Raw genomic sequence first — 22,815 nt, forward strand, 5'->3', positions numbered from 1 at the left:
GGGGCCGGGGTTCCGTGCGGGGCCCCGGGGTCGGGTTGGGGGGGGGGGGTTAGGGGCGGGGGCCGGGGGTACCGGGGGGGGGCCCGGGGGCGGGGGGGCCCCCCCCCCCCCCCCGGGCCGGGGGCGCCTCCGCGTGAGCGGGCCCTACAGCACCTTGGACAGGAACGACTTCGTCCGGTCGTGCTGCGGGTTGGTCAGCACCTCGCGCGGGTGGCCCGACTCGACCACCACGCCGTCGTCCATGAAGACCAGCGCGTCGCCCACCTCGCGGGCGAAGCCCATCTCGTGGGTGACGACGATCATCGTCATGCCGTCCTCGGCCAGCCCGCGCATGACGTCCAGGACGTCGCCCACCAACTCGGGGTCGAGGGCCGACGTCGGCTCGTCGAACAGCATCAGCTTCGGCTCCATCGCCAGCGCGCGGGCGATGGCCACCCGCTGCTGCTGGCCGCCGGAGAGCTGCGAGGGGTAGTTCCCCGCCTTGTCGGAGAGGCCGACCCGGTCCAGCAGCTTCTCGGCGCGGGCCCGCGCCACCGCCTTGGCCTCGCCCTTGACCTGGACCGGGGCCTCCATGACGTTCTCCAGGGCCGTCATGTGCGGGAACAGGTTGAAGCGCTGGAAGACCATGCCGATGTCGCGGCGCTGGCGGGCGACCTCGCTGTCCCGCAGCTCGTAGAGCTTGTCGCCCTTCTGCCGGTAGCCGACCAGCTCGCCGTCGACCGAGAGCCGGCCGGCGTTGATCTTCTCCAGGTGGTTGATGCACCGCAGGAAGGTCGACTTGCCGGAGCCGGACGGGCCGATCAGGCAGAACACCTCACGCGGGGCGACCTCCAGGTCGATGCCCTTGAGGATGTGGGCCGCGCCGAAGGACTTGTGGACGCCCTCGGCCTTCACCATGGGGGTGGTCATGCGGAGACACCTCCGGAGGGCCGGTTGCTGAACGCGGCGAGGTTGACCTTGATGCGCTGCAGCGGCGTGAGCGGCAGCGAGCGCAGCGAGCCGCGGGCGAAGCGGCGCTCCAGGTAGTACTGGCCGACGCTGAACACGCTGGTCATCACGATGTACCAGATGGAGGCGACGAACAGCATCTCCATCACCGCGTACGACGTGGAGCCGATCTGCGAGGTGGAGCGCAGCAGCTCGTTGTACGTGACCGCGTACACCAGCGAGGAGGTCTTCAGCATGTTGATGAACTCGTTGCCGGTCGGCGGGATGATGACCCGCAGCGCCTGCGGGAGGACCACGCGGCGCATGGTCTTCCCCTGGGTCATGCCCAGCGCGTGCGACGCCTCGGTCTGGCCCTCGTCGACCGACTGGATGCCGGCCCGGCAGATCTCCGCCATGTAGGCCGCCTCGTTCAGCGCGAGCCCCAGCAGGGCGCACATGAACGGGGTCATGACGTCCGTCATCTCGTCCTTGTAGACGAACGGGATGTTCAGGACCGGGAAGATCAGCGCCAGGTTGAACCAGAGCAGCAGCTGTACGTAGACCGGGGTGCCCCGGAAGAACCAGATGTACAGCCAGGCCACCCAGCTGGTGACCGGGTTCTTCGACAGCCGCATCACGGCGAGCACGACGCCGAGGACCACGCCGAGCACCATCGCCAGGACGCTGATCAGCAGCGTGCGGCCGGCGCCGGCGACGACGGTGGCGTCGAACAGCTTGTCGCCCACGGCGTGCCACTGGATGTTGCCCTGCGAGAAGGCGTACCCGAGGGCGACGAGGAGGCCGATGACGACGACGCCGCTGATCCAGCGGCCGACGTGGCGGACCGGGATGGCCTTGATGCTCTCCGGAGCCGGGGTGGCGCCCTTGGAGACCGACACCGGGCCGGCCGGTGAACCGGCCGGTGTCTTGTCGAACTTGTCAGTCATGGTGACTGCCCTTCAGTGGAGCGTCCGGTCACTTGCCGCCGTTGATGGCGGCCTTGTCGATCGCTCCCGTTCCGGCGCCCCACTTGTCGAGGACCTTCTGGTACGAACCGTCGGCGATGATCGCGTCGACGGCCTCCTTCAGGGCGTCGCGCAGGCCGGTGTTGGACTTCTTGACGGCGATGCCGAACGGACCGGCGTCGATCTGCTCGCCCACGACCTCGAACGCGTTGCCGCCGTCCGCCTTGCGGGCCAGGTCGACCGCGACCGGGTAGTCGTTGACGCCGGCCACCGAACCGCCGGACTTGACGCGGGTCTGGGCCTCGGTGTCGTTCTCGAACGACTCGATCTTGATGGCCTTCTTGCCGCCGGCCGTACAGGCCTTCGACTGCTTCTTGAGGGCCTCCTCGTACGTGGTGCCGCGCTGCACCGCCGCCGGCTTCCCGCACAGGTCCTCGATGGACTTGATGTTCTGCGGGTTGCCCTTCTTCGTGTACACGGCCGTGCCGGCGAGGAAGTAGTCGACGAAGTCGACGCCCTCGCCCAGCTTCTTGCCGGAGTCGTCCAGCCCCTCCTGGCGCTGCTTGTTGTCCGTGATGGACGACATCGCGATGTCGTGGCGGCCGGAGTTCAGGGCGGTGATCAGCCCGTCGAAGGAGCCCGAGGTGAACTCGAACTTCACGCCGAGCTGCTTGCCGAGGGCCTCCGCGATGTCGGGGTCGACGCCCACGATCTTCCCGTTCTCCACGGACTCCATCGGCGCGTATTCGGCATTCGTGCCGACCTTGATCACACCGGACTTCTGGTACTTCTCCGGCAGCTTGGAGAAGAGCGGCGCACCGCTCTTGGTCTCCTTGCCGCTGCCGCCCTCCTGGGAAGCGCTGTCCGTCTGGTCGCCGCAGGCGGTGAGCAGCAGGGAGCCGGCGACCGCGATGGCGCCGATCGCCGCGATCCGGGACTTGGCGGTCGTGCGGCGCGTGGTGCTTGCGGTCATGTCGGGAGCCTCCGGCAGGTGAGGGAGAGGTGCTGGTGGGCGGCTTGGCACGCACCTTCGAGTGTCGCCACCTTGTGTGATGACGGCATCCTGCCATTGGGACTGGCCCATTCAGGGGTCCGGCCATGTCAAAATCGGATAACGGGAGACCCCCGAACATCAACGGCCGGTACGCGGTGACCGGACCATCTGTGGGGATCGCTTCCCCTCGCCGGAGAATCTTCGGCATGTCTCGGTCGGTGGGCGGCATTTATGACGGTTTGCCGACTTGTCCAGATATTCGACTATGAGTCACGTCACCGCGGAGATATGGACTCGTCCGTAACCCCGTTCGTCCGGTAAGAAAGACGTTTACACCCCTCATCCGGGGCTCAGGGCGCGTGTGCGGCGCGCCCGCGCGTATGTACCTCCTCCCCGCCGGGACGGGCCAACCGTCCGGTGCGGGGCGCGTACGCGGTGCCCGCCCACCCCTCCTCAACCAGGAGTGGCCACCCTCAAACGATGAAGACTTAAGGGGTCAACACCATGGCAGCGGAGATCGTCAATCCTCGCAGCGACAGCACCATCGACAGCGCCACCGACGGTGGCGTCCAGCGCACCGGCGCCGGGGACACCGGGGCCGAGGAGCCCTTCGACCCGGCCTTCGCCCTCCACCGGGGCGGGAAGATGGCCGTGCAGGCCACCGTCCCGATCCGGGACAAGGACGACCTCTCCCTGGCGTACACGCCGGGAGTGGCGAAGGTGTGCAGCGCCATCGCGGCCCAGCCCGAGCTCGTCCACGACTACACCTGGAAGTCGCAGGTCGTGGCCGTCGTGACGGACGGCACCGCCGTGCTCGGCCTGGGCGACATCGGGCCCGAGGCGTCCCTCCCCGTGATGGAGGGCAAAGCCATCCTCTTCAAGCAGTTCGGCGGCGTCGACGCGGTGCCGATCGCGCTCGCGACCACCGACGCCGACGAGATCGTCGACACCGTCGTCCGGCTCGCCCCCTCCTTCGGCGGGGTCAACCTGGAGGACATCTCGGCGCCCCGCTGCTTCGAGATCGAGCGCAAGCTCCAGGAGCGGCTGGACATCCCGGTCTTCCACGACGACCAGCACGGCACCGCGGTCGTCACCCTCGCCGCCCTGCGCAACGCCGCGAAGCTCTCCGGGCGGACCCTGGGCGATCTGCGCGGCGTCATCTCCGGAGCCGGCGCGGCGGGCGTGGCCATCGCCAAGTTCCTGCTGGAGGCGGGGATCGGCGACATCGCGGTGGCGGACCGCAAGGGCATCGTCAGCCGCGACCGCGACGACCTCACCGAGGTCAAGCGCGAACTGGCCGAGCTGACCAACCGGGCGGGCCTGAGCGGTTCGCTGGAGCAGGCCCTCGCCGGCGCGGACGTCTTCATCGGCGTCTCCGGCGGTACGGTCCCGGAGGCGGCGGTGGCCTCGATGGCCCCCGGGGCGTACGTCTTCGCCATGGCCAACCCGAACCCCGAGGTCCACCCGGAGGTCGCGCACAAGTACGCGGCCGTCGTGGCGACCGGGCGGTCGGACTTCCCGAACCAGATCAACAACGTGCTGGCGTTCCCGGGCATCTTCGCCGGTGCGCTCCAGGTCCGGGCCTCCCGGATCACCGAGGGCATGAAGATCGCCGCGGCGAACGCGCTGGCCGACGTGGTCGGCGACGAGCTGGCCGCCGACTACGTGATCCCGTCCCCGTTCGACGAGCGGGTCGCCCCGGCCGTCACGGCGGCGGTCGCGGCGGCGGCGCGGGCGGAGGGCGTGGCCCGGCGCTGAGGCCGGGTCGAGCCGAGTGCTCCAAGGGCGGGGTCCGCGGGTCGGGCCCCGCCCGCTTCCTGTCCGGCGCGCCCCGCCCGCTTCCTGTCCGGCGCGCCCCGCCCGCTTCCCGTCCGGCGGGCCCCGCCCGCTTCCCGCCCTGCGGGCCCCGCCCGCGGGGGCGGGCGGGTTGGCGCGCGTCACACGCGCAGGCGGTTACGTCCCCGCCGCGCCGCGCCTATCGTCGAGCCATGTTCGCCGCCTACGCAGCCCGCATCGATCCCGACCAGCCCCTCGACGGCCTGGAGCTGGGCGACCGCCCGGCCCCCGGGGCGCGCCCCGGGTGGACCACCGTCACCGTCCGGGCCGCCTCCCTCAACCACCACGACCTCTGGTCCCTGCGGGGCGTGGGCCTCCCGCAGGACCGGCTGCCGATGATCCTCGGCTGTGACGCGGCCGGCGTCGACCAGGACGGCAACGAGGTCGTCCTGCACTCCGTCATCGGCCAGTCCGGACACGGTGTCGGGCCGAAGGAGCCGCGCTCCATCCTCACCGAGCGCTACCAGGGCACCTTCGCCGAGCAGGTCGCCGTCCCCACCTGGAACGTGCTGCCCAAGCCGAGGGAGCTCTCCTTCGCGGAGGCCGCCTGCCTGCCGACCGCCTGGCTCACCGCGTACCGGATGCTGTTCACCAACGCCGGGGTGCGGCCCGGCGATTCGGTACTCGTCCAGGGCGCGGGCGGCGGGGTCGCCACCGCGGCCATCGTGCTCGGGAAGGCCGCCGGACTGCGGGTCTTCGCCACCAGCCGGGACCGGGCCAAGCGCGAGCGGGCGGTCGAGCTCGGCGCGCTGGAGGCGTACGAGCCCGGCGCCCGGCTGCCGCAGCGGGTGGACGCCGTCATCGAGACCGTGGGGGCGGCCACCTGGTCCCACTCCGTGAAGTCGCTGCGCCCCGGCGGCACCCTCGTCATCTCCGGCGCCACCAGCGGCGACCGCCCCTCGCACGCCGAACTGACCCGGATCTTCTTCCTGGAGCTGAAGGTCGTCGGCTCCACCATGGGGTCCAAGGACGAGCTGGAGGACCTGCTCGCGTTCTGCGCGACCACCGGGGTGCGCCCGGTCATCGACGAGGTGATGCCGCTGGACCGGGCCCGGGAGGGGTTCCGGCGGCTGGAGTCCGGAGACCTCTTCGGGAAGATCGTGCTCACGCCGACCCCCTGAGGCCCCTCGGCCCCTGAGGTCCCTGGGGCTCCTCGGCCCCTCGGCCCCTCGGAAAAACAGTCGTGCACAAAGACTTGAGGAGTGCTCACCTTTGCTGGTGAGATCTGCCCCATGCGAATGGGCAGAGCACTCATGGCAGTCGTCGTCGCGTCCGTGCTGGCGGCGGGGGCCCTCGCCCCCGCCGCCTCGGCGCGCCCCGTCCCCCGCACCGGCCCCGCCCCGGCGGCGTCCCCGGCCCCGGCCCCGGCCCCGGCCCCGTACGAACGCTCCATCCCGCCGCTCACCGACGACCGGGGGCGCACGCTCACCCTGCGCGGCTGGAACGTCGAGGACAAGGCGAACCGGGGCGAGGACGCCCTCAGCGCCATCACCGAACGGCACTTCCGCGACCTGCGGGCCAACGGCTTCAACTTCGCCCGGCTGCTGGTCTTCTGGGACGACCTGGAGCCCACGCGGGGGCGGTACAGCGAGCGGTACCTGCGGCGGATCGAACGCATCCTGGACTGGGCCCGCGAGCACCGCGTCCACGTCCTCATCGACGCCCACCAGGACGTCTTCGGACCCGCGTTCGGGCACCGGGGCATCCCGGAGTGGGCCACCAGGACGGACGGGCTGCCGTTCACCCCGAACCCCGACGACTGGTTCTCCGAGTACTTCGAACCGGCCGTCCAGCGGGCCTTCACCCACCTCTACGAGGACCCCGACCTCCAGCGCGCCCAGGCCGCCATGTGGCAGCTCCTCGCCCAGCGGTTCGGCGACCACCCGGCCGTCATCGGCTACGACCTGATCAACGAGCCGATGGGGGAGCTGCGCGAGGGCGAGGACCTGCCGACCGCCGCCCGCCGCATCGAGGCCCAGCACCTCACTCCGATGTACAACCGGCTCGCCCGGGCCGTACGGGCGAAGGACCGCTCCACCTGGCTCTTCGTCGAGCCCACCCCCATCGTCGGCGAGGGCGTGCCCACGGGTCTCGGCCGCATCGAGGACCGGCGGGCCGTGTACGCCCCGCACTTCTACAACACCGCCATGGAGGCGGGCGCGGACTACGACCCCGGGGCCGGCTGGATCGAGGCGTACGAGGCCGCCGTCACCGCCTACCCGGCCCGCCACCGGATGCCCGTCGTCGTGGGCGAGTGGGGCCCGTTGAACAACTCCCTCCCCAACATGGGCCGCTTCTACCGCGAGGCCGTCGACTCCCTGAACCGCTACAGCTCCGGCTGGGCGGGGTACGTCTGGTGCTACGGCGGCGGCTACTGCGCGGTCGACGAGCGAGGCCGCTTCCGTACGAACAAGGAGACGACGGCCGCTCCGTACGCCCCGGCCGTCGCCGGAACCGTCCGCTCCCGGACGTACGACGCGGACACCCGCTCCTACCGTCTCGCCTACCGGGCCTCGGCGCGCCCCGACGTGACGGAGCTGTCCCTTCCGCCGTCCGCCCGGGGCTGGCGGGTCTCCGTCACCGGCCCGGCCCGGGTGCTCGGCAGGACCACGCCCGGCGCACGGCCCCTCGTGCTGGCGCGGCCCGGGGCCGCGGTGGTCGTCACCGTGCGGGAAGCTGGTCCGCATGGACGAACTGACCGCCCCTGAAGGATTTCTGCTGCGGCCCTGGCATCCCGACGACGCCTCGGCGGTGCTCCGCGCCTTCGCCCCCGAGGAGATGGACCGCCAGACGGACCGGCCCGTGGACGACCGGCTCGGGGCGCTGGCCTGGATCGCGGAACGCGTGCGCGAACGGGGGGCGCGCACCGGCTACTCCTGGGCCGTCGTGGGGGAGGGGGACGAGGTGCTCGGCTGTGTGGCGCTCACCGTCGTCAACCCGGTCCACCAGTTCGGCTGGGTCTCCTACTGGACCACCGAGTCGGCCCGCGGCCGGGGCGTCGCCCCGGCCGGGGTGCGGACGCTGGCGCGCTGGGCGTTCGGCGAACTCGGGCTGTACCGGCTGGAGCTGGGGCACCGTACCGACAACACCGCCTCCTGCAAGGTCGCCCAGCGGTCCGGCTTCGCCCCCGAGGGCATCGAGCGGGGCAAGCTGCGGTACGGCGACGTCCGCTACGACGTGGAGCGCCACGCGCGCCTGGCCGACGATGACGTCAACTTTGATTGACATGAGGGTCATGTCAACGTAGATTGACATCATGACCGAAGCAACGGATCTGGCCGCCCGCGCCGGTGACCGCGACCCGCGCGTCGGACTGCGGGCGGTGGCCGCGCTGCGGCGGCTGCTGGAGCAGCTCGAAGCCGTACAGGTGCGCAGTGCCCGCGTTCAGGGCTGGTCGTGGCAGGAGATCGCCGCCGAGCTGGGCGTCAGCCGGCAGGCCGTGCACAAGAAGTACGGGAGGCGTTGATGTTCGAGCGATTCACCCGGGGCGCCCGAGCGGCCGTGAAGGACGCCGTCGTCCAGGCCGAACGCGCCGGGGCCGACACGGTCACCGAGGAGCACCTGCTGCTCGCCCTGCTGGACCAGGAGGGCGGCCGGGCCTCGTTCGCCCTCACCGCCCTCGGCGTCCGCGACCGCCGCGCCTCCCTGGACGCCGCCTTCACCGAGGCCCGCCGCCGCGGCGGCCTGACCAAGGCCGACACCGACGCCCTCGCCGGGATCGGGATCGACGTCGGCGCGATCGTGTCGCGGGTCGAGGGAGCCCACGGGGAGGGGGCGCTCTCCGCCGGGCGCGGTGGCCGCCGATGGTGGTGGTCGGGGCACCGCCCCTTCACGACGGGGGCGAAGGGCGTGCTGGAGAACGCGCTCCGGGTCGCCCTGGGGCGCGGCGACCGGTTCATCGGTGAGGAGCACCTGCTGCTCGCCCTCACCGCGAAACCCGGCGTCGTCGCCGACGTCCTCGCCGAGCACGGCGCGACCTACGCGACCGTACGGCACGCGATGTACGGCCCCGAGGCGGACGAGGGCCGGGCCCGGGCCGGGTGAGCGTGCCTGCCGGCCGAGCGAGCCGCGCGGGTCGGGCGGGCGCGCGTACCCCGCAGGGGGAGGGGCGCCCGGCACGGGCGGCCCTCCCCGGGGCCGGGAGGCCGTCCCGGCCGACGGCTCAGGGCTTCCGTTCGCCCTCCGCGTCCGGCGTCAGCAGCGCCTCGATCCGGGCGGCCGCCGTGCCCAAGTGGCCACGTACCTCCCCGAACTGCTCCTCCGTCACCCCGTGATCGCGGGCCGCGTCCCGGACGCCGTCGCGGAAGCGGTCCAGCAGGCGGTCCAGGTCGCGCGCCGGGTCACCGGTCGACGGCACGTCCTGTCCCCAGTCCGCACCGGGGGCCGGGTCCTGGACGGGCGGAGCGGCGTCCGGCTCGGGCCTGCCGAACGGGGGCCAGACGCCGGTGCGGGCGAAGCCGCCGAGCTGGCCGGTGATCTCCGCGAGGCCCTCCCGTACGCCGGAGGGCCAGTCGCCCCGCGCGAAGTGCTCCTGCACCTGGCGGGCGGCGGCCTGCATCTGCTCGCGCGCCTTCTCCTGCGCCTCCTTCTGGGCCTCCTCGGCCTGGCGGCGGGCCTGCCGGGCCTCCTCGCGGGCGCGCCGGGACTCGTCCTTCGCCCGGTGGGCCTGTTCCTTCCACTCCTGCCGGGCCCGGCGCAGCTCCTCCTTCGCGGTGCGCCACGCCTCGCTGTCGCCGAGATCGCCCAGGGCGCCGAAGTCGCCGAAGTCGCCGAAGGGGGAGGACGGGGCGCCCTTCCCTCCGCCCTTCGCCTTCCCGGACCCGGAGCCGGCCTTCGCACCGTGCCGGGACTCCGACGCCGCCGCCCGCATGTCGCTGCGGAGCCGGCCCGCCGCACCCCGCACGTCGTCGCGGATCTCCGCGGCCAGTTCGGAGAGCGAGTCGCGGATCTCCACCTCCAGGTCGGCCAGTTCGCCGCCGCGGCCCGCCAACTCCTCGCGGCCGGCGTCGGTGATCGAGTAGACCTTGCGGCCGCCCTCGGTGGCATGGGTGACCAGGCCCTCGGCCTCCAGCTTGGCCAGCCGCGGGTAGACCGTGCCGGCGGACGGGGCGTACAGGCCCTGGAAACGCTCCTCCAGCAGGCGGATGATCTCGTAACCGTGCCGGGGCGCCTCGTCCAGGAGCTTGAGGAGGTACAGCCGCAGACGGCCGTGGGCGAAAACGGGGGGCATGTCAGAGAACCTTTCCGGTCGGCTCGGCGGCGTACACGTCGTCGTCGGCGGGTGGCCTGCGCAGCAGGGCGATCGAACCGGACACGGTCGTCACCCGCAGGTCCCCCTTTCCGGCGCCCAGCGCGCCGGTGATCTTCTTCGCGCTCAACTGCCCCCCGACCCGCAGCTCCTCGAAGGCGTTGGAGACGGACCCCGTCGCGGTGTTCGCCTCGACCCTGGCGTCCGCCGGGTGCGGCAGCCGGACCGCGACCTCCCCGGTGACCGTGGTCAGCCAGACGTTCGCGGGCCTGTCGAGGGAGGCCAGGTCCAGCACCATGTCGCCGCTGACCGAATCCGCCCGCACCGAGGCCCCCGCCCCGTCGATCACCGTCAGACCGCCCGAGACGGAGTGGAAGCGCAGGTCTCCGGTGACGCCCTGGGCCTCCAGGGCGCCCGAGACGCTGTGCCCGCGCACCGGGCCGGTCAGCCCGACGAGCGTGGCGTCGCCGCTGACGCTCCGGATCTCCGTACGCCCGCCGATGTTGGAGACGACGGCCCCGGCGCCGACCACGCCGACCTCCACGGACGAGGCGGCGGGCACCACCAGGGAGACCACCGCGCTGCGGTGGCGGCTGCGCGAGGTGAACGCCCGCAGGAAGTCCTGCCAGGGCAGGTCCTCGTAGGCCACGGTGAGCCGGCCGTCCTCATGGGTCACGATCAGCGGAGGCCCCTCGATGACGGAGATCTCCAGCCGGGCGTGCGGTTCGTCGGTCCCGACCACGTTCACCGTGCCGTCGACCAGGCGCACGTGGAGCGCCTCCACCGGATCGTCGAAGGCGAGCTTCCGCGGCTCGGCGATGGTCCATGTCGCCACAGGCATGGATGTGACCTCCCGGAAGCGCAGGGTGACGCAACATATCGCGTCTTGATGAGAACACGATATATCGCGGATCGGGGAAGTCAAGAAATCGAGGAGGCGAGGAAGGGGGCGGCGGGGAAAGGTGGTGACTTCGGTGAGGGCCGAACGGCTTCAACCGCATCACATGCGGACGAATTGCCCTAGCGTGTGAGCCATGAACGCGACACCCACCGGGGCCCTCCTGCTCTGCCGGGCCGACCCCGAGACCGTACGGCCGCTCGCCCACCTGCTGCGCGAGCAGATGTTCCTGGCCCGTGCGGGCGAGGAGTGGAGCGTGCTCGTCCCGGAGGGGAAGCCCTGGCGGAGCGCTGGTCCGGGGCAGGAGGCCGAGCCGGTGGACCGCGTCCTCGGCGGCTGGGCCGCCGCGCTCGCCGTCGGCTCCCCCTGGCCGGTGCTCGCCCTGTGGTGGGACGCCGACCGGGCCGGATACACCCTCGCCGCCGGTTTCCGGAGGCCCGTGGGCTACGTCTGGCTGGCCGACGGCACCCCGGCGGGCGAGGACGAGGCCATGCGCACCTTCGCGGCCCGGCTCGGCCTCGACCCCGTGCTCGACGTGCAGGCGCTGGAGGAGCTGACCCGCCCCGACCCGGAGGCGGACGCGCGGTCCCGGCTGCGCGGGCTGCTCGCCGTCCTCACCCACACCGGCCTGGCCCTGCCCGCCGGGCTCTCACCGGGCGAGAGCGCCGACCGGCTGCGCGGGGTGGCGGCGGTGCAGCGAGGGGTGGAACGCGTCGAGTGGGGCGGCTGGCGCGACGCCGTACGCGTGGAGCTGGACGCGGTCGAGAGCGGCCGGCTCGGCCCGTGGGTACGCGGCCCCCGGGCGCGGGCGGTCGCCGCCGTCCAGCTCGCCGCCGGGCTTCCGCTCCTGCTGTGGGGCGCCCGGCGGCGCAGCGGCGGCTGGGCGGCGGCCGGCGCGGTGCTGCTGGCGCAGGGTGCGCTCGGGCTCCTCTACGAGCGGGCCAGGGCCGGCGCGGAACCTTTCTGAGGCCGGGAGGCGAGGGGCCTCGCCGGGATCAGGCGTCCTCGTCGTCCTCGTCGTCCAGACGGGCGAGCCAGGTCGCGAGGCGCTCCACGGGCACCTCGAAGTCGGGGTTGAGATCGACGAACGTCCGCAGCTGCTCGGCGAGCCACTCGAAGGTGACCTCCTCCTCGCCGCGCCGCTTCTCCAGTTCCTCGATGCCACGGTCCGTGAAGTACATGCGGCCAGGATATCGGGGCCCGTACACCGGCGGGAACGCCGGGCGCACGGGGTACGCCGGAGGCCCGGCCCCGCGACCAGCGCGGAACCGGGCCCCTGTGACGTACGGGCCGCTCGTGCGGCCGTGCGGTCCTGGAGGGCTAGGCCTCGAAGACCTCCTCGACCAGCTGCGTCTGCTCGGCCTGGTGGCGCTTGGCCGAACCGACCGCCGGGGACGAGCCGCGCGGCCGCGAGATGCGGCGCAGGCGCTCGCCGTGCGGCACGTCCGCGCCGACCGCGAGGTCCAGGTGGTCGATCAGGTTGAGCGCGATGAACGGCCACGCACCCTGGTTCGCCGGCTCCTCCTGGGCCCACAGGTACTTCTCGGCGTTCGGGTACTTCGCGATCTCGGCCTGGATCTCCGCACCCGGCAGCGGGTACAGCCGCTCCAGCCGGATGATCGCGGTCTCCGTGTCGCCGCGCTTCTCCCGCTCGGCGTCCAGGTCGTAGAACAGCTTGCCCGAGACGAAGACGACCTTGCGGACGTTCTCCGGCTTGACCGTCGAGTCGCCGATCACCGGGCGGAAACCGCCGGAGGTGAACTCCTCGATCGAGGACGCCGCCGCCTTCAGACGCAGCATCGACTTCGGGGTGAAGACGATGAGCGGCTTGTGGTGCGGGTTGTGCACCTGCCAGCGCAGCAGGTGGAAGTAGTTCGACGGCAGGGTCGGCATCGCGACCGTCATGTTGTCCTGCGCGCACATCTGGAGGAAGCGCTCGGGACGCGCGGAGCTGTGGTCCGGGCCCTGGCCCTCGTAGCCGTGCGGCAGCAGCAGGGTGACGCCGGAGGTCTGGCCCCACTTCTGCTCGGCCGAGGAGATGAACTCGTCCACGACGGTCTGCGCGCCGTTGACGAAGTCACCGAACTGGGCCTCCCAGATGACCAGCGACTCCGGGCGGGCCAGCGAGTAGCCGTACTCGAAGCCCATCGCCGCGTACTCCGAGAGCAGCGAGTCGTAGACGTTGTACCGGGCCTGGTCGTCCGTCAGGTACAGCAGCGGGGTGTAGTCCTCGCCGGTGACCTGGTCGACCAGGACCGCGTGGCGCTGGCCGAACGTGCCGCGGCGGCTGTCCTGGCCGGCGAGCCGGACCGGGGTGCCCTCCATCAGCAGCGAACCGATGGCCAGGGTCTCGCCCATGCCCCAGTCGATGGTGCCGTTCTCCACCGAGGCCGCGCGACGCTGCATCTGCGGCATCAGACGGGGGTGGACGGTGATCGACTCGGGGATGTTGACCTGCGACTCGGCGATCCGCTTGACGACCTCGGCCGAGACGGCCGTCTCCACGGGCACCGGGAACGCGGCCTGCGGCTCCGGCACGTGCGGGGCGGCCGGCTGCGAGGTGGCCTCGCGGACCTCGGCGAACACCTTCTCCAGCTGGCCCTGGAAGTCCTGGAGCGCCTGCTCCGCCTCTTCCAGCGTGATGTCGCCGCGACCGATGAGGGACTCGGTGTAGAGCTTGCGCACCGAGCGCTTCTTGTCGATCAGGGTGTACATCTGCGGGTTGGTGAACTCCGGGTTGTCGCCCTCGTTGTGACCGCGGCGGCGGTAGCAGATGAGGTCGATCACGACGTCCTTGTTGAACGCCTGCCGGAACTCGAAGGCGAGCCGCGCGACGCGGACCACGGCCTCCGGGTCGTCGCCGTTGACGTGGATGATCGGCGCCTCGATCATGCGCGCCACGTCGGTGGCGTACATCGAGGAGCGCGAGGACTCCGGGGCGGCGGTGAAGCCGACCTGGTTGTTGATCACCACGTGCACGGTGCCGCCGGTGCGGTAGCCGCGCAGCTGCGACATGTTGAGCGTCTCGGCGACGACGCCCTGGCCCGCGAAGGCCGCGTCGCCGTGGAGCGCGACCGGCAGGACCGTGAAGTCCGTGCCGCCCTTGTTGATGATGTCCTGCTTGGCGCGGGCGATGCCCTCCAGGACCGGGTCGACCGCCTCCAGGTGCGAGGGGTTGGCGGCCAGCGAGACCTTGATCTGCTCGCCGTCCAGACCGGTGAAGGTGCCCTCGGCGCCCAGGTGGTACTTGACGTCGCCGGAGCCGTGCATCGAGCGCGGGTCGAGGTTGCCCTCGAACTCGCGGAAGATCTGCGCGTACGACTTGCCGACGATGTTCGCCAGCACGTTCAGGCGGCCGCGGTGGGCCATGCCGATGACGACCTCGTCGAGGCGGGCCTCGGCGGCGGAGTCGAGGACGGCGTCCAGCAGCGGGATGACGGACTCGCCGCCCTCCAGGGAGAACCGCTTCTGGCCGACGTACTTCGTCTGCAGGAAGGTCTCGAACGCCTCGGCCGCGTTCAGCCGGCGCAGGATGCGCAGCTGCTCCTCGCGCTCGGGCTTGGGACGCGGGCGCTCGACCCGGTCCTGGAGCCACTTGCGCTGCTTCGGGTCCTGGATGTGCATGAACTCGATGCCGGTGGTGCGGCAGTACGACTCGCGGAGCACGCCGAGGATGTCCCGGAGCTTCATCATCGTCTTGCCGGCGAACCCGCCGACCGCGAACTCCCGCTCCAGGTCCCACAGGGTGAGGCCGTGCTCGGTGATGTCCAGGTCGGGGTGCTTGCGCTGGTGGTACTCCAGCGGGTCGGTGTCGGCCATGACGTGGCCGCGGACCCGGTAGGAGTGGATCAGCTCGAAGACCCGCGCGGCCTTGGTGACGTCGTCGTCGTGCGAGGCGTCGATGTCCTTGAGCCAGCGGACCGGCTCGTAGGGGATGCGCAGCGCCTTGAAGATCTCGTCGTAGAAGTCGTTCTCGCCGAGCAGCAGCTGGGAGACGACGCGCAGGAACTCGCCGGAGGCGGCGCCCTGGATGACCCGGTGGTCGTAGGTCGACGTGAGCGTCATGACCTTCGAGATGCCGAGCTTGTTGAGGGTGTCCTGCGAGGTGCCCTGGAACTCCGCCGGGTAGTCCATCGCGCCGACGCCCATGATGAGGCCCTGACCGGGCATCAGGCGGGGCACGGAGTGGACGGTGCCGATGCCGCCGGGGTTGGTCAGCGAGGCGGTGACGCCGGTGAAGTCGTCCATGCCGAGCTTGCCGATGCGGGCGCGCCGGACGATGTCCTCGTACGCCTGCCAGAACTCGAAGAAGTTGAGCGTCTCGGCCTTCTTGATGGCCGCGACGACCAGCTGGCGGTCGCCGTTCGGCTTCACCAGGTCGATGGCCAGACCCAGGTTGACGTGCTCCGGCTTGACCAGCGTCGGCTTGCCGTCCTTCTCCGCGAAGGAGTGGTTCATCGACGGCATGGCCTTGAGGGCCTGCACCATCGCGTACCCGATGAGGTGCGTGAAGGAGATCTTCCCGCCGCGGGCCCGCTTGAGGTGGTTGTTGATGACGATGCGGTTGTCGAAGAGCAGCTTCACCGGGACCGCGCGGACGGACGTGGCCGTCGGCAGCTCCAGCGAGGCGTTCATGTTCTTCGCGACGGCGGCCGAGGGGCCGCGCAGCGTCACGTACTCCGGGCCGGCCGCGGCCTCGGTGGACTCGTCGGCCTTGGCCTTCGCCGGGGCGGGCGCGGCGGCGGGCTTCTTCTCCGCCGCGGGCTTCGCCGGGGCGGGTGCGGCCTTCGCCGGGGCCGGAGCGGCCTTGGCGGGGGCCGGCTGCGCGGGAGCGGCCGGGGCGGCGGCGGGCGCCGCCTTCGCCGGAGTCGCGGCGTCCCCGGTCACCGGGGCCCCCGAGGCCCCGGCGTCGGGAGCGGGCTTGTCCGCCGTGCCGGACGCGCCCGGCTTGTAGTCGGCGAAGAAGTCCCACCAGGCGCGATCGACCGAACTGGGATCCTGGAGGTACTGCTGGTAGATCTCGTCGACGAGCCATTCATTGGCGCCGAACGCGGCGGCCGGGTTGGTGCCCGGACCGGCTTGGTCGGTCGAGATGCTCGAGTTACTGGGGGACTGAGACGACACGGCGGCAACCGCCCTCTTCCGCTTCACAAGGTGATGGACAGCGGAAATCAAGGCTACGCCCCCCGAACCGTTCCTTGCAGGCCGGGCCGGTGCTTCGTCGTGCACATCACATCGAAGGGCGGGTTTCGGCGCAGGAAATGGCGGGAAACAAGCGAGGTTCCACTGCACTTCGGGTACGCAGGACCGTGGGTAACGGCCCTGCGACCGCGTCCCCTGGAGATCCGCTACTGGCTGGACACGTATGAACGTGCCCCTCCGGTTCGACCCTATGTCAACGAGGCCGTCAACCGCGCGGCTCGGGGATCCCCGGGAGGGTGACCTGGATGTGGCAGCCCCGAGCGGATTCGGCCACTCCGATCCGGCCGCCGTGCAGATCGACCGCCCAGCGGGCGATGGCCAGCCCCAGCCCGGTGCCGCCGTCGCTGCCCGGGCTCTGCGGGGACGGCGCCTGGCCCCGGTTGAAACGCTCGAACACCCGGTGGCGCTCCGCCTCCGGAATGCCCGGGCCCTCGTCGACGACCTCCAGCTCCAGCGATTCCGGATAGGGCCCGCGCCGCGCCCGCACCGTCACCCGGCCGTGCGGCGGGCTGTGCTTGACCGCGTTGTCGATGAGGTTGGCGACCACCTGGTGCAGCCGCTCCGCGTCCGCGTGCGCGGTGAGGTCCGACGGCGAGACGTCCAGGTGGAGGTGGACGTCGGTACGGGAGTGGTTGCCCGAACCCGACGACAGGCGTCGCTGCGAGGCGGCCAGGTTGGCCTCCTTCAGTACGCCGGACAGATACGGCCACACCTCGAAACGGCGGGCCCTGAGCTCCACCACCCCGTTGTCCAGCCGGGAGAGGTCCAGCAGCGTCTCGACCAGCCGGCCGAGCCGCTCCGTCTGCTTCAGCGCCGTGCGCATCGTCTCCGGATCGGCGGCGGAGACCCCGTCCACCACGTTCTCCAGCACGGCTCTCAACGCCGCGATAGGGGTGCGCAGCTCATGGCTGACGTTGGCGACCAGCTCTTTTCGATGCCGGTCCTCCGCCTCCAGATCGTCCGCCATGCGGTTGATCGTCTGCGCCAGGTCCCCCAGCTCGTCCCGCCGCCCCGCGCCGCTCACCCGGCGTGTGTAGTCGCCGTGCGAGATGGACCGGGCCACCGCTCTCATCTCGTCCAGCGGCGCGGTCAGGCCGTGCGCCACGAACTGGGTGATCAGCAGCGTGGCGATCACCGAGAACACCGTGATGAAGCGGAACTCCGTACGGGTCCGCAGAGCGACGATCAGCAGCCCGGTGGTGATGAAGACCGAGACCACGACGAGCGTGCCGAGCTTGGCCTTGATGGAGAAGGGCCGCAGTCCGGACCCTGGCCGGGTCATGGAGCGGGGGTCTCCAGGGCGTAGCCCACGCCGTGCACGGTACGGATGCGCTCCGCGCCGATCTTGCGGCGCAGCGCCTTGATGTGGCTGTCGACCGTGCGGGTGCCGGAGGCGTCCGCCCAGTCCCAGACCTCGGCCAGCAGCTGCTCGCGGGAGAGCACCGCGCGCGGGGTGTTGGCGAGGCAGACCAGCAGGTCGAACTCGGTCGGCGTGAGGTGGACGTCCTCGGTGCGGACCCGGACGCGGCGCTGGGCGTGGTCGATCTCCAGCTCGCCCAGGCGCAGTATCCCGCTGCGCGGGGTGACCGCCGCCAGTGCGGCCCGCTCGACGCGGCGCAGCAGCACGTGCACCCGGGCGGCCAGCTCGCGCATGGAGAACGGCTTGGTCATGTAGTCGTCGGCGCCGACCCCGAGGCCGACCAGCATGTCGGTCTCGTCGTCGCGCGCGGTGAGCATCAGCACCGGCACGGGGCGCGACGCCTGCACCCGGCGGCAGACCTCCAGGCCGTCGAAGCCGGGCAGCATGATGTCGAGCACCATCAGGTCGGGCTGCCACGCCTCGGCCGCGTCCACGGCCGCGGGGCCGTCCAGCGCGGTCTGCACGAGGAAGCCCTCCGCCCGCAGCCGGGCGGAGATGGCGTCGACGATCGTCGCGTCGTCCTCGACCACCAGCACCCGGCGCTGAGCCCCTGGGGTGGCCGCGACGCCGTTGTGGGTGGTGTGTGTCTGTTCCATCGCCCCGCCCCTGCCCGTTCTCGCGGGGGGCAATCCCCGCAAGGCACGGTTCTCGCTCGTGGATTTCGTGGGTGATCCCGTGTGCCGCTCAGCAGCGTAAAGGCAGAAGAGGGCTCCCGGCTACGCAGGGTGGCCCCCCGAGGGCCGCGCCCGGGACGTCCGGGCAACCGGATCGTCGCCCTTGTGCCGGTTGGCCCCGGGCGTCCTCGGGCGGGTGTACGGGGAGGGCTCACGCGGCCCGGAGTGCGAGATGGACCACGTCGGGCACACCTCGGGCAACAGCCACTTCTTCGGTCCGAACTCCGCTGAACCCGGCATTCCGCAGGGCCTGCTCGAAGGCCGGCGACGGCTGCGCGGACCAGACGGCGAGCACCCCGCCCGGGGTCAGCCGGTCGTGGCAGTGCGCCAGGCCGGCGGGGGAGTAGAGGCTTCCGTTGTCCTCGGTGACGGTCCAGTCGGGCCCGTTGTCGATGTCCAGGCAGAGCGCGTCGTAACGCTCCGTGCCCGTACGGAGGTGGGCGACGAGGTCCGTACGCAGGATCGCGGTCCGGGGGTCGGCCAGCGCCGGTCCGGAGATCCGGCCCAGCGGTCCTTCCCGGTGCCAGTCCACGATGGCCTGCTCCCGCTCCACGACCGTGATCCGGCCCCAGCGCTCCTCCTCGGCGGCCCGCACCAGGGAGAACCCGACGCCCAGACCGCCGATCAGCACCGAGGGGGCGGTCCGCCCGGCGGGCAGCGCGGCCAGCGCGGCCTCGATCAGCAGCCGCTCGGACCGCCCGTCGGCGGTGTCCATCAGGAAGCACCCGTTGGCGATGATCTCGAAGTGCTCCCCGCGCCCCCGCAGGACGACCTCGCCGAAGGGGCCCTCGCGGCGGTCGAGGACGACGGGGGCGTCGGGAAGACGCGTCGGCGGCGGCACGGCGGGCATCGCTGCCCTGGGCTCGGGGGCGGTCGTCGCGGACATGCTGGGGCTCTCCGGTCTCCGGTCATGGCGGTCGGCGTCCGCTCATCCTGGCCGCCGCCGGGGAGGGAGGCCAGTCCCTTTCCCTCCGAGGGGTGAGGGCGGTGGGGGAACAACCGGGAAGCGCGGAGCGCTCAGGCAACCGGAGGATGCCTCCACCAGGGTCGGCGAGCTCTGCGGCGCACCCTCCGGCGCCCTCTGCGGCGCAACCTCCGCCGGGCGCGAAAGCTCCGGTGGTCCCGGGGGCGGGGCGGGCCGGTGTCGTGTGCAGTTGAAGGCTGCATTTGCCCACGGCACTGAGCAGCGAGATGAAGAGTCGGACTACACGGCAGACCTGCGAGTCGTGCAGATCTACCTTGCGTTTTCGACGGCCAGCGGCGGGCTCCGCCGTGCTTCTCCGCAGACGAAGCCGCACGCACTATTTAATCGCCAGAGAAGGCGAGGTGCAGGTCTCTGTCCACGCGGCAGCGCAGGCCCCAGGCCAGTAGCGTCGAGACGGCCTGGCTCTCGGCGCTTCGCAGCCGAGCAAGATCCGAACCTTCAAGCTCCCGCACCACGCGGTCCACGGCATCACCGCGCAGCAGGGTCTCCCCGTAAGGATCTACGTCAGCCAGGGTGGGCAAACGGTGCTGGCCCAACGCTTCCGGGGCCGCCCAGAGCTCGTCATCAACGACCATCCGCTCAACTGCCCCTGTCGCGGGGCGCGGGCCTTCCTTCCGTCCGGTCCGAGCGGTTGAGACCCCGCGCCGCAGCCGACGGCCCGCACGGCAAGCGTGGCAACCCGGTGGTAACTTCAGCGACTGTGCTGCGCAGTTGATGCAGATAGTGCATGGTTCAGGGGTGTGGACGGGACTGGTTGATCACAGCACTCTGTACGGAGCCCTGCGGCTCGATATCGAACGCTACGACAAGCGGAGCGGCAAGACGCTTCTGGGTCACGGCACAGGATTCATCGTCACGGTGAGGGACTGCGGTGGGTACGGGCGGTTCGCCGAGTTCCTCGTGACCAATCGGCATGTAGTGGACCCCGCTTTCGGCCCGAAAGGCACCGTGACCACAGCTCTGGGCGCGCTGACGATCTCCGGGCACCACCAGCCTCGCGGGCGGCGGCTCTCTCCGAAGCCCGCCAAAGCCATTCTGCGTAGTCCTGCGCCGATCTATCCCAATGATCCCGACATCGATCTCGCGGTGATCCGGTTCGATCGTCAGGACAGGGAGGTCCTCGAAGGGGACGGCTGGTTCACCTCATTCACCGAGCAACAGATCGCCTCTCCCTGGGTGTACGAAGAGGCGGACGTGCACGCAGGCACGCAGGTACTGACTGCGGGATACCCGTCGCTGGGCGGCCAGACGAATGCGACCCGTCCCGTCCTGGTCGGGGGCGTGGTGGCGAGCGACCCACGGTTCCCGTCGGAGTTCGAGGGCACCACCTACCCTGACAGCGCCCTCTGCCATGCCTTCAGCCGCGCAGGTATGTCCGGCGCGCCAGTTTTTGCGCCGATTCCCAAGAACCGCCGACACGACGAGGAGGAAGAGCCCGTCGTCGCATTCGAGCTCGGCATCATCGGCGTAAACGCAGGACATCTGCGAACCGCAGGCACGTCGGATGGCGTCATCTCTCACTTCGTGAAGTCGACCGCTCTGCTGAGGATGCTGGCCAGCTTGGGTTCACAGACTGCCGACTTGCAGATAAAGCTGGCCGACGCCTGGGACAGGACTGACTAACCTATGGCGTGCTCAGCCGGACCTCGTACCTGCCCAAAGCGATGACCGGTGAGACGAGGAGTTCGCCTGCGTGTGCGCCATCTCAGTCGCGCTGATCAACTGTGCGCTTTCGAGAGGTTGGGACGCCTGGTTCTCCTCGCGAGTCTTGATGCGAGCTGGCGCTGGCCTCTGCTGACAAGCTCAGTAGCCGCCTCGCCCAGCCAACTCCGGTGCACTCATGGGCGCCTGGCCCTTCTGTCGTGCAGCAAGAAGCATCGACAGGGGGAGTGAAACATGTAGCCTGACGTCGTGACAGATGGCCTCGAAATAGCCCTTCAGAAGCGTGCTGATCTCGATCGGTACGGATCCAACAAGCGACTGCTGCTCGCGCTGCAACTGATGCTCGACATCGAGGATATCGACACGGTTGCTGCCACATCGCTGACTGACCATCCCAACGACAAGTCATGCGATCTGCTCTACATTGATCGCGGTTCTGGCCGAGTTGTCCTCGCTCAAGGATACGAGTCCGAGAATACTGCGAAGTTGCAAGCGCCTGCGAGGAAGGCTGCTTCTCTTCACCAGGCGGTCAATTGGTTGTTCAACAAGAGTGAGCCCGACGGGGTGCCAGATGTCCTGCGGGTTGCCTGGCGCGAACTTCATGATGCACTGGCGGACGATGTCATTGGGCATGTCGCGATTTGGTACGTGCATAACCTTCCAGAGTCACAGCAGGTCATAGGAGAGCTCGAAGCGGCTCGCGACTCCACATACGCGCAGTTGAGTCACGGCTACCCGGGCAAGAAATTCGAGGTCTCTTGCGAAGAGTTGGGTCGCGAGCGGCTGTCTGCACATTACGAAAATTCACAGACGCCTATTCTGGTTTCGGATACGTTCACGATTGAGGTGCCGGGGGCGTTCGAGGAACGAGGCGACCAGTGGACTGCCCTGTGTACGAGCGTACCGGTGAGCTGGCTGCATGAGCGCTTTAAGCAGCATGGTGCGGGGTTGTTCTCCTCGAACGTTCGTGACTACTTGGGAAGCCGTCGCTCGCAGAGCAATATCAACAACGGCATCCAGGAAACAGTTCTGAAAGAGCCGACGAACCTGTGGGCCTACAACAATGGCATCACCGCGCTGGTGCACGACTTTAGCTTTAGTGGCAGCACAGTTGAGATCACGGGGCTAGGTATCGTTAACGGTGCGCAGACCACTGGGGCGATCGGCTCGGTTCCGGCGGGAAATATTGGCCAGGAGAGTCACGTCCTTACCCGCTTCATCCGCTGTAGCGATCCCGAGACCGTCAAGAGCATCGTTCGTTTCAACAACCGGCAGAACCCCACGCAGGCATCGGACTTCCGTAGCAACGACGGTGTGCAGAGGCGGCTTGTACGCGAGTTTCAGCAGTTGGGGGTAGTCGGCTACAGCGGCGGCCGGCGCGGAGGCGCCGAGGATGTCATCCGCCGCCCAGGGGAGAACCATCTTTCCGCAGAGGTCGCGGCGCAGGCTCTTGCTGCCTTCCATGGAGAGTCTGGCGTGGCCTACCACGAGAAGAGCAAGATTTGGGAGCAGGACGGTATCTACAGCCGAGTCTTCCCTGAACGTGTCTCCGCCGAACACATCGTATTCGTCGCGAGCCTGCTGCGCGCCGTCGAGCTAGAGAAGGCGAAACTCGGGCGCATCGGAGCAGAGGCGCGGACTGAGGATGAGGTCGAGCTATTCGAGTGGTTTGGCCTGCGGGGGTCGATCATGCTTGCTGCGGAGGCCATCGGAGCCACGAGGGAGACGCTTGTCGGGGAAGCTGTCAGCGACCCCTACGTCCTGCGATTCAAGAAGAACGTATCTATGTCCGAGGCAGCTAAAGCGTGGGAGCCCATCGTGGAGTCGCTGTTGGCGTTCGCCCCAGGGCAACTGCGGGACCCTCTGGTGACATCGAGTCTGCGTAACCGGCAGGCGGTCGACACGGCGCTCCGCAACTTCCGCTCTCAGGTCGTGGCAGCACGCAAGCACAACCGAACAACCTACGAGAATTTTGTGCACCAGGTGATTTCTCGATAGGGCAAT

The 22,815-nt window shown here is 70.3% G+C and carries 20 protein-coding genes; 9 read left to right on the forward strand and 11 right to left on the reverse strand.

Going from position 1 to position 22,815, the window contains the following annotated elements; genetic code table 11:
• Window positions 1-144 precede the first annotated feature (144 nt).
• Genes ACH4K1_RS20760 through ACH4K1_RS20770 form a run of 3 tightly spaced genes read right to left on the reverse strand, consistent with a single transcriptional unit; the run spans window position 145 to window position 2,865 of the window.
• Entirely contained in the window at window positions 145-909 is a 765-nt protein-coding gene (locus ACH4K1_RS20760) for an amino acid ABC transporter ATP-binding protein (RefSeq protein WP_398090747.1), read from the reverse strand.
• Complete coding sequence (locus ACH4K1_RS20765; RefSeq protein WP_398090748.1) at window positions 906-1,874, reverse strand: amino acid ABC transporter permease; 969 nt, start codon at window positions 1,872-1,874, stop codon at window positions 906-908. Before ACH4K1_RS20765 ends, ACH4K1_RS20760 begins: the two co-directional genes overlap by 4 nt.
• A 28-nt stretch (window positions 1,875-1,902) precedes the next feature.
• Entirely contained in the window at window positions 1,903-2,865 is a 963-nt protein-coding gene (locus ACH4K1_RS20770; protein WP_398090749.1) for an ABC transporter substrate-binding protein, read from the reverse strand.
• Window positions 2,866-3,390: 525 nt separating this feature from the next.
• Between ACH4K1_RS20770 and ACH4K1_RS20775 the strand changes: the two genes are divergently transcribed.
• The 6 genes from ACH4K1_RS20775 to ACH4K1_RS20800 all read left to right on the forward strand — a co-directional run bounded on the left by ACH4K1_RS20775 (window position 3,391) and on the right by ACH4K1_RS20800 (window position 8,766).
• Window positions 3,391-4,644, forward strand: a complete 1,254-nt coding sequence (locus ACH4K1_RS20775; protein ID WP_398090750.1) for an NADP-dependent malic enzyme — start codon at window positions 3,391-3,393, stop codon at window positions 4,642-4,644.
• A gap of 230 nt (window positions 4,645-4,874) precedes the next feature.
• The gene (locus tag ACH4K1_RS20780) at window positions 4,875-5,843 is read left to right on the forward strand and encodes a zinc-binding dehydrogenase (protein ID WP_398090751.1); all 969 of its coding nucleotides are present in this window, start codon (window positions 4,875-4,877) and stop codon (window positions 5,841-5,843) included.
• Window positions 5,844-5,975: 132 nt separating this feature from the next.
• Window positions 5,976-7,430: a cellulase family glycosylhydrolase gene (locus ACH4K1_RS20785; protein ID WP_398090752.1), complete on the forward strand. Its 1,455-nt coding sequence runs from the start codon at window positions 5,976-5,978 to the stop codon at window positions 7,428-7,430.
• Entirely contained in the window at window positions 7,408-7,947 is a 540-nt protein-coding gene (locus ACH4K1_RS20790; protein WP_228990208.1) for a GNAT family N-acetyltransferase, read from the forward strand. Before ACH4K1_RS20785 ends, ACH4K1_RS20790 begins: the two co-directional genes overlap by 23 nt.
• A gap of 31 nt (window positions 7,948-7,978) precedes the next feature.
• Window positions 7,979-8,188 (forward strand): sigma factor-like helix-turn-helix DNA-binding protein, encoded by a 210-nt coding sequence (locus ACH4K1_RS20795; protein WP_006127526.1) that lies wholly within the window; start codon window positions 7,979-7,981, stop codon window positions 8,186-8,188.
• Window positions 8,188-8,766 (forward strand): Clp protease N-terminal domain-containing protein, encoded by a 579-nt coding sequence (locus ACH4K1_RS20800; RefSeq protein ID WP_398090753.1) that lies wholly within the window; start codon window positions 8,188-8,190, stop codon window positions 8,764-8,766. The genes ACH4K1_RS20795 and ACH4K1_RS20800 overlap by 1 nt, the downstream gene beginning before the upstream one ends.
• A gap of 118 nt (window positions 8,767-8,884) precedes the next feature.
• Here ACH4K1_RS20800 and ACH4K1_RS20805 read toward each other — a convergent pair whose 3' ends face one another.
• Window positions 8,885-9,952 carry a helix-turn-helix transcriptional regulator gene (locus ACH4K1_RS20805; protein WP_398090754.1) on the reverse strand — a complete coding sequence of 356 codons (1,068 nt, stop codon included), beginning with the start codon at window positions 9,950-9,952 and terminating at the stop codon, window positions 8,885-8,887.
• Between the two features lies 1 nt (window position 9,953).
• Window positions 9,954-10,811 carry a DUF4097 family beta strand repeat-containing protein gene (locus tag ACH4K1_RS20810; protein WP_398090755.1) on the reverse strand — a complete coding sequence of 286 codons (858 nt, stop codon included), beginning with the start codon at window positions 10,809-10,811 and terminating at the stop codon, window positions 9,954-9,956.
• 193 nt (window positions 10,812-11,004) lie between these two features.
• On the opposite strand from ACH4K1_RS20810, the gene ACH4K1_RS20815 reads away from it, so the two are divergent.
• Window positions 11,005-11,835 carry a hypothetical protein gene (locus ACH4K1_RS20815; protein WP_398090756.1) on the forward strand — a complete coding sequence of 277 codons (831 nt, stop codon included), beginning with the start codon at window positions 11,005-11,007 and terminating at the stop codon, window positions 11,833-11,835.
• Window positions 11,836-11,863: 28 nt separating this feature from the next.
• Here ACH4K1_RS20815 and ACH4K1_RS20820 read toward each other — a convergent pair whose 3' ends face one another.
• The 6 genes from ACH4K1_RS20820 to ACH4K1_RS20845 all read right to left on the reverse strand — a co-directional run bounded on the left by ACH4K1_RS20820 (window position 11,864) and on the right by ACH4K1_RS20845 (window position 19,724).
• Window positions 11,864-12,049 carry a DUF6104 family protein gene (locus ACH4K1_RS20820; protein ID WP_003966321.1) on the reverse strand — a complete coding sequence of 62 codons (186 nt, stop codon included), beginning with the start codon at window positions 12,047-12,049 and terminating at the stop codon, window positions 11,864-11,866.
• 139 nt (window positions 12,050-12,188) lie between these two features.
• Window positions 12,189-15,992, reverse strand: a complete 3,804-nt coding sequence (locus tag ACH4K1_RS20825) for a multifunctional oxoglutarate decarboxylase/oxoglutarate dehydrogenase thiamine pyrophosphate-binding subunit/dihydrolipoyllysine-residue succinyltransferase subunit (protein ID WP_398090757.1) — start codon at window positions 15,990-15,992, stop codon at window positions 12,189-12,191.
• A gap of 283 nt (window positions 15,993-16,275) precedes the next feature.
• A complete protein-coding gene (locus ACH4K1_RS20830) occupies window positions 16,276-17,352 on the reverse strand; it encodes an ATP-binding protein (protein WP_398090758.1) in 1,077 nt (358 codons plus the stop codon).
• A complete protein-coding gene (locus ACH4K1_RS20835) occupies window positions 17,349-18,086 on the reverse strand; it encodes a response regulator transcription factor (protein WP_073763901.1) in 738 nt (245 codons plus the stop codon). The genes ACH4K1_RS20830 and ACH4K1_RS20835 overlap by 4 nt, the downstream gene beginning before the upstream one ends.
• 229 nt (window positions 18,087-18,315) lie before the next feature.
• A complete protein-coding gene (locus ACH4K1_RS20840) occupies window positions 18,316-19,050 on the reverse strand; it encodes a spermidine synthase (RefSeq protein ID WP_398090759.1) in 735 nt (244 codons plus the stop codon).
• Between the two features lie 419 nt (window positions 19,051-19,469).
• Window positions 19,470-19,724, reverse strand: a complete 255-nt coding sequence (locus ACH4K1_RS20845) for a hypothetical protein (protein WP_398090760.1) — start codon at window positions 19,722-19,724, stop codon at window positions 19,470-19,472.
• A 163-nt stretch (window positions 19,725-19,887) separates the two neighbouring features.
• On the opposite strand from ACH4K1_RS20845, the gene ACH4K1_RS20850 reads away from it, so the two are divergent.
• Together ACH4K1_RS20850 and ACH4K1_RS20855 are read left to right on the forward strand one after the other, a co-directional pair.
• The gene (locus ACH4K1_RS20850) at window positions 19,888-20,772 is read left to right on the forward strand and encodes a serine protease (protein ID WP_158689926.1); all 885 of its coding nucleotides are present in this window, start codon (window positions 19,888-19,890) and stop codon (window positions 20,770-20,772) included.
• Window positions 20,773-21,060: 288 nt separating this feature from the next.
• Window positions 21,061-22,809, forward strand: coding sequence for an AIPR family protein (locus tag ACH4K1_RS20855; protein ID WP_398090761.1), 1,749 nt, complete (start codon window positions 21,061-21,063; stop codon window positions 22,807-22,809).
• Window positions 22,810-22,815: the final 6 nt, after the last annotated feature.

Source organism: Streptomyces sp. NPDC017448, assembly GCF_044330565.1.
In the GTDB taxonomy this organism is placed as follows: domain Bacteria; phylum Actinomycetota; class Actinomycetes; order Streptomycetales; family Streptomycetaceae; genus Streptomyces.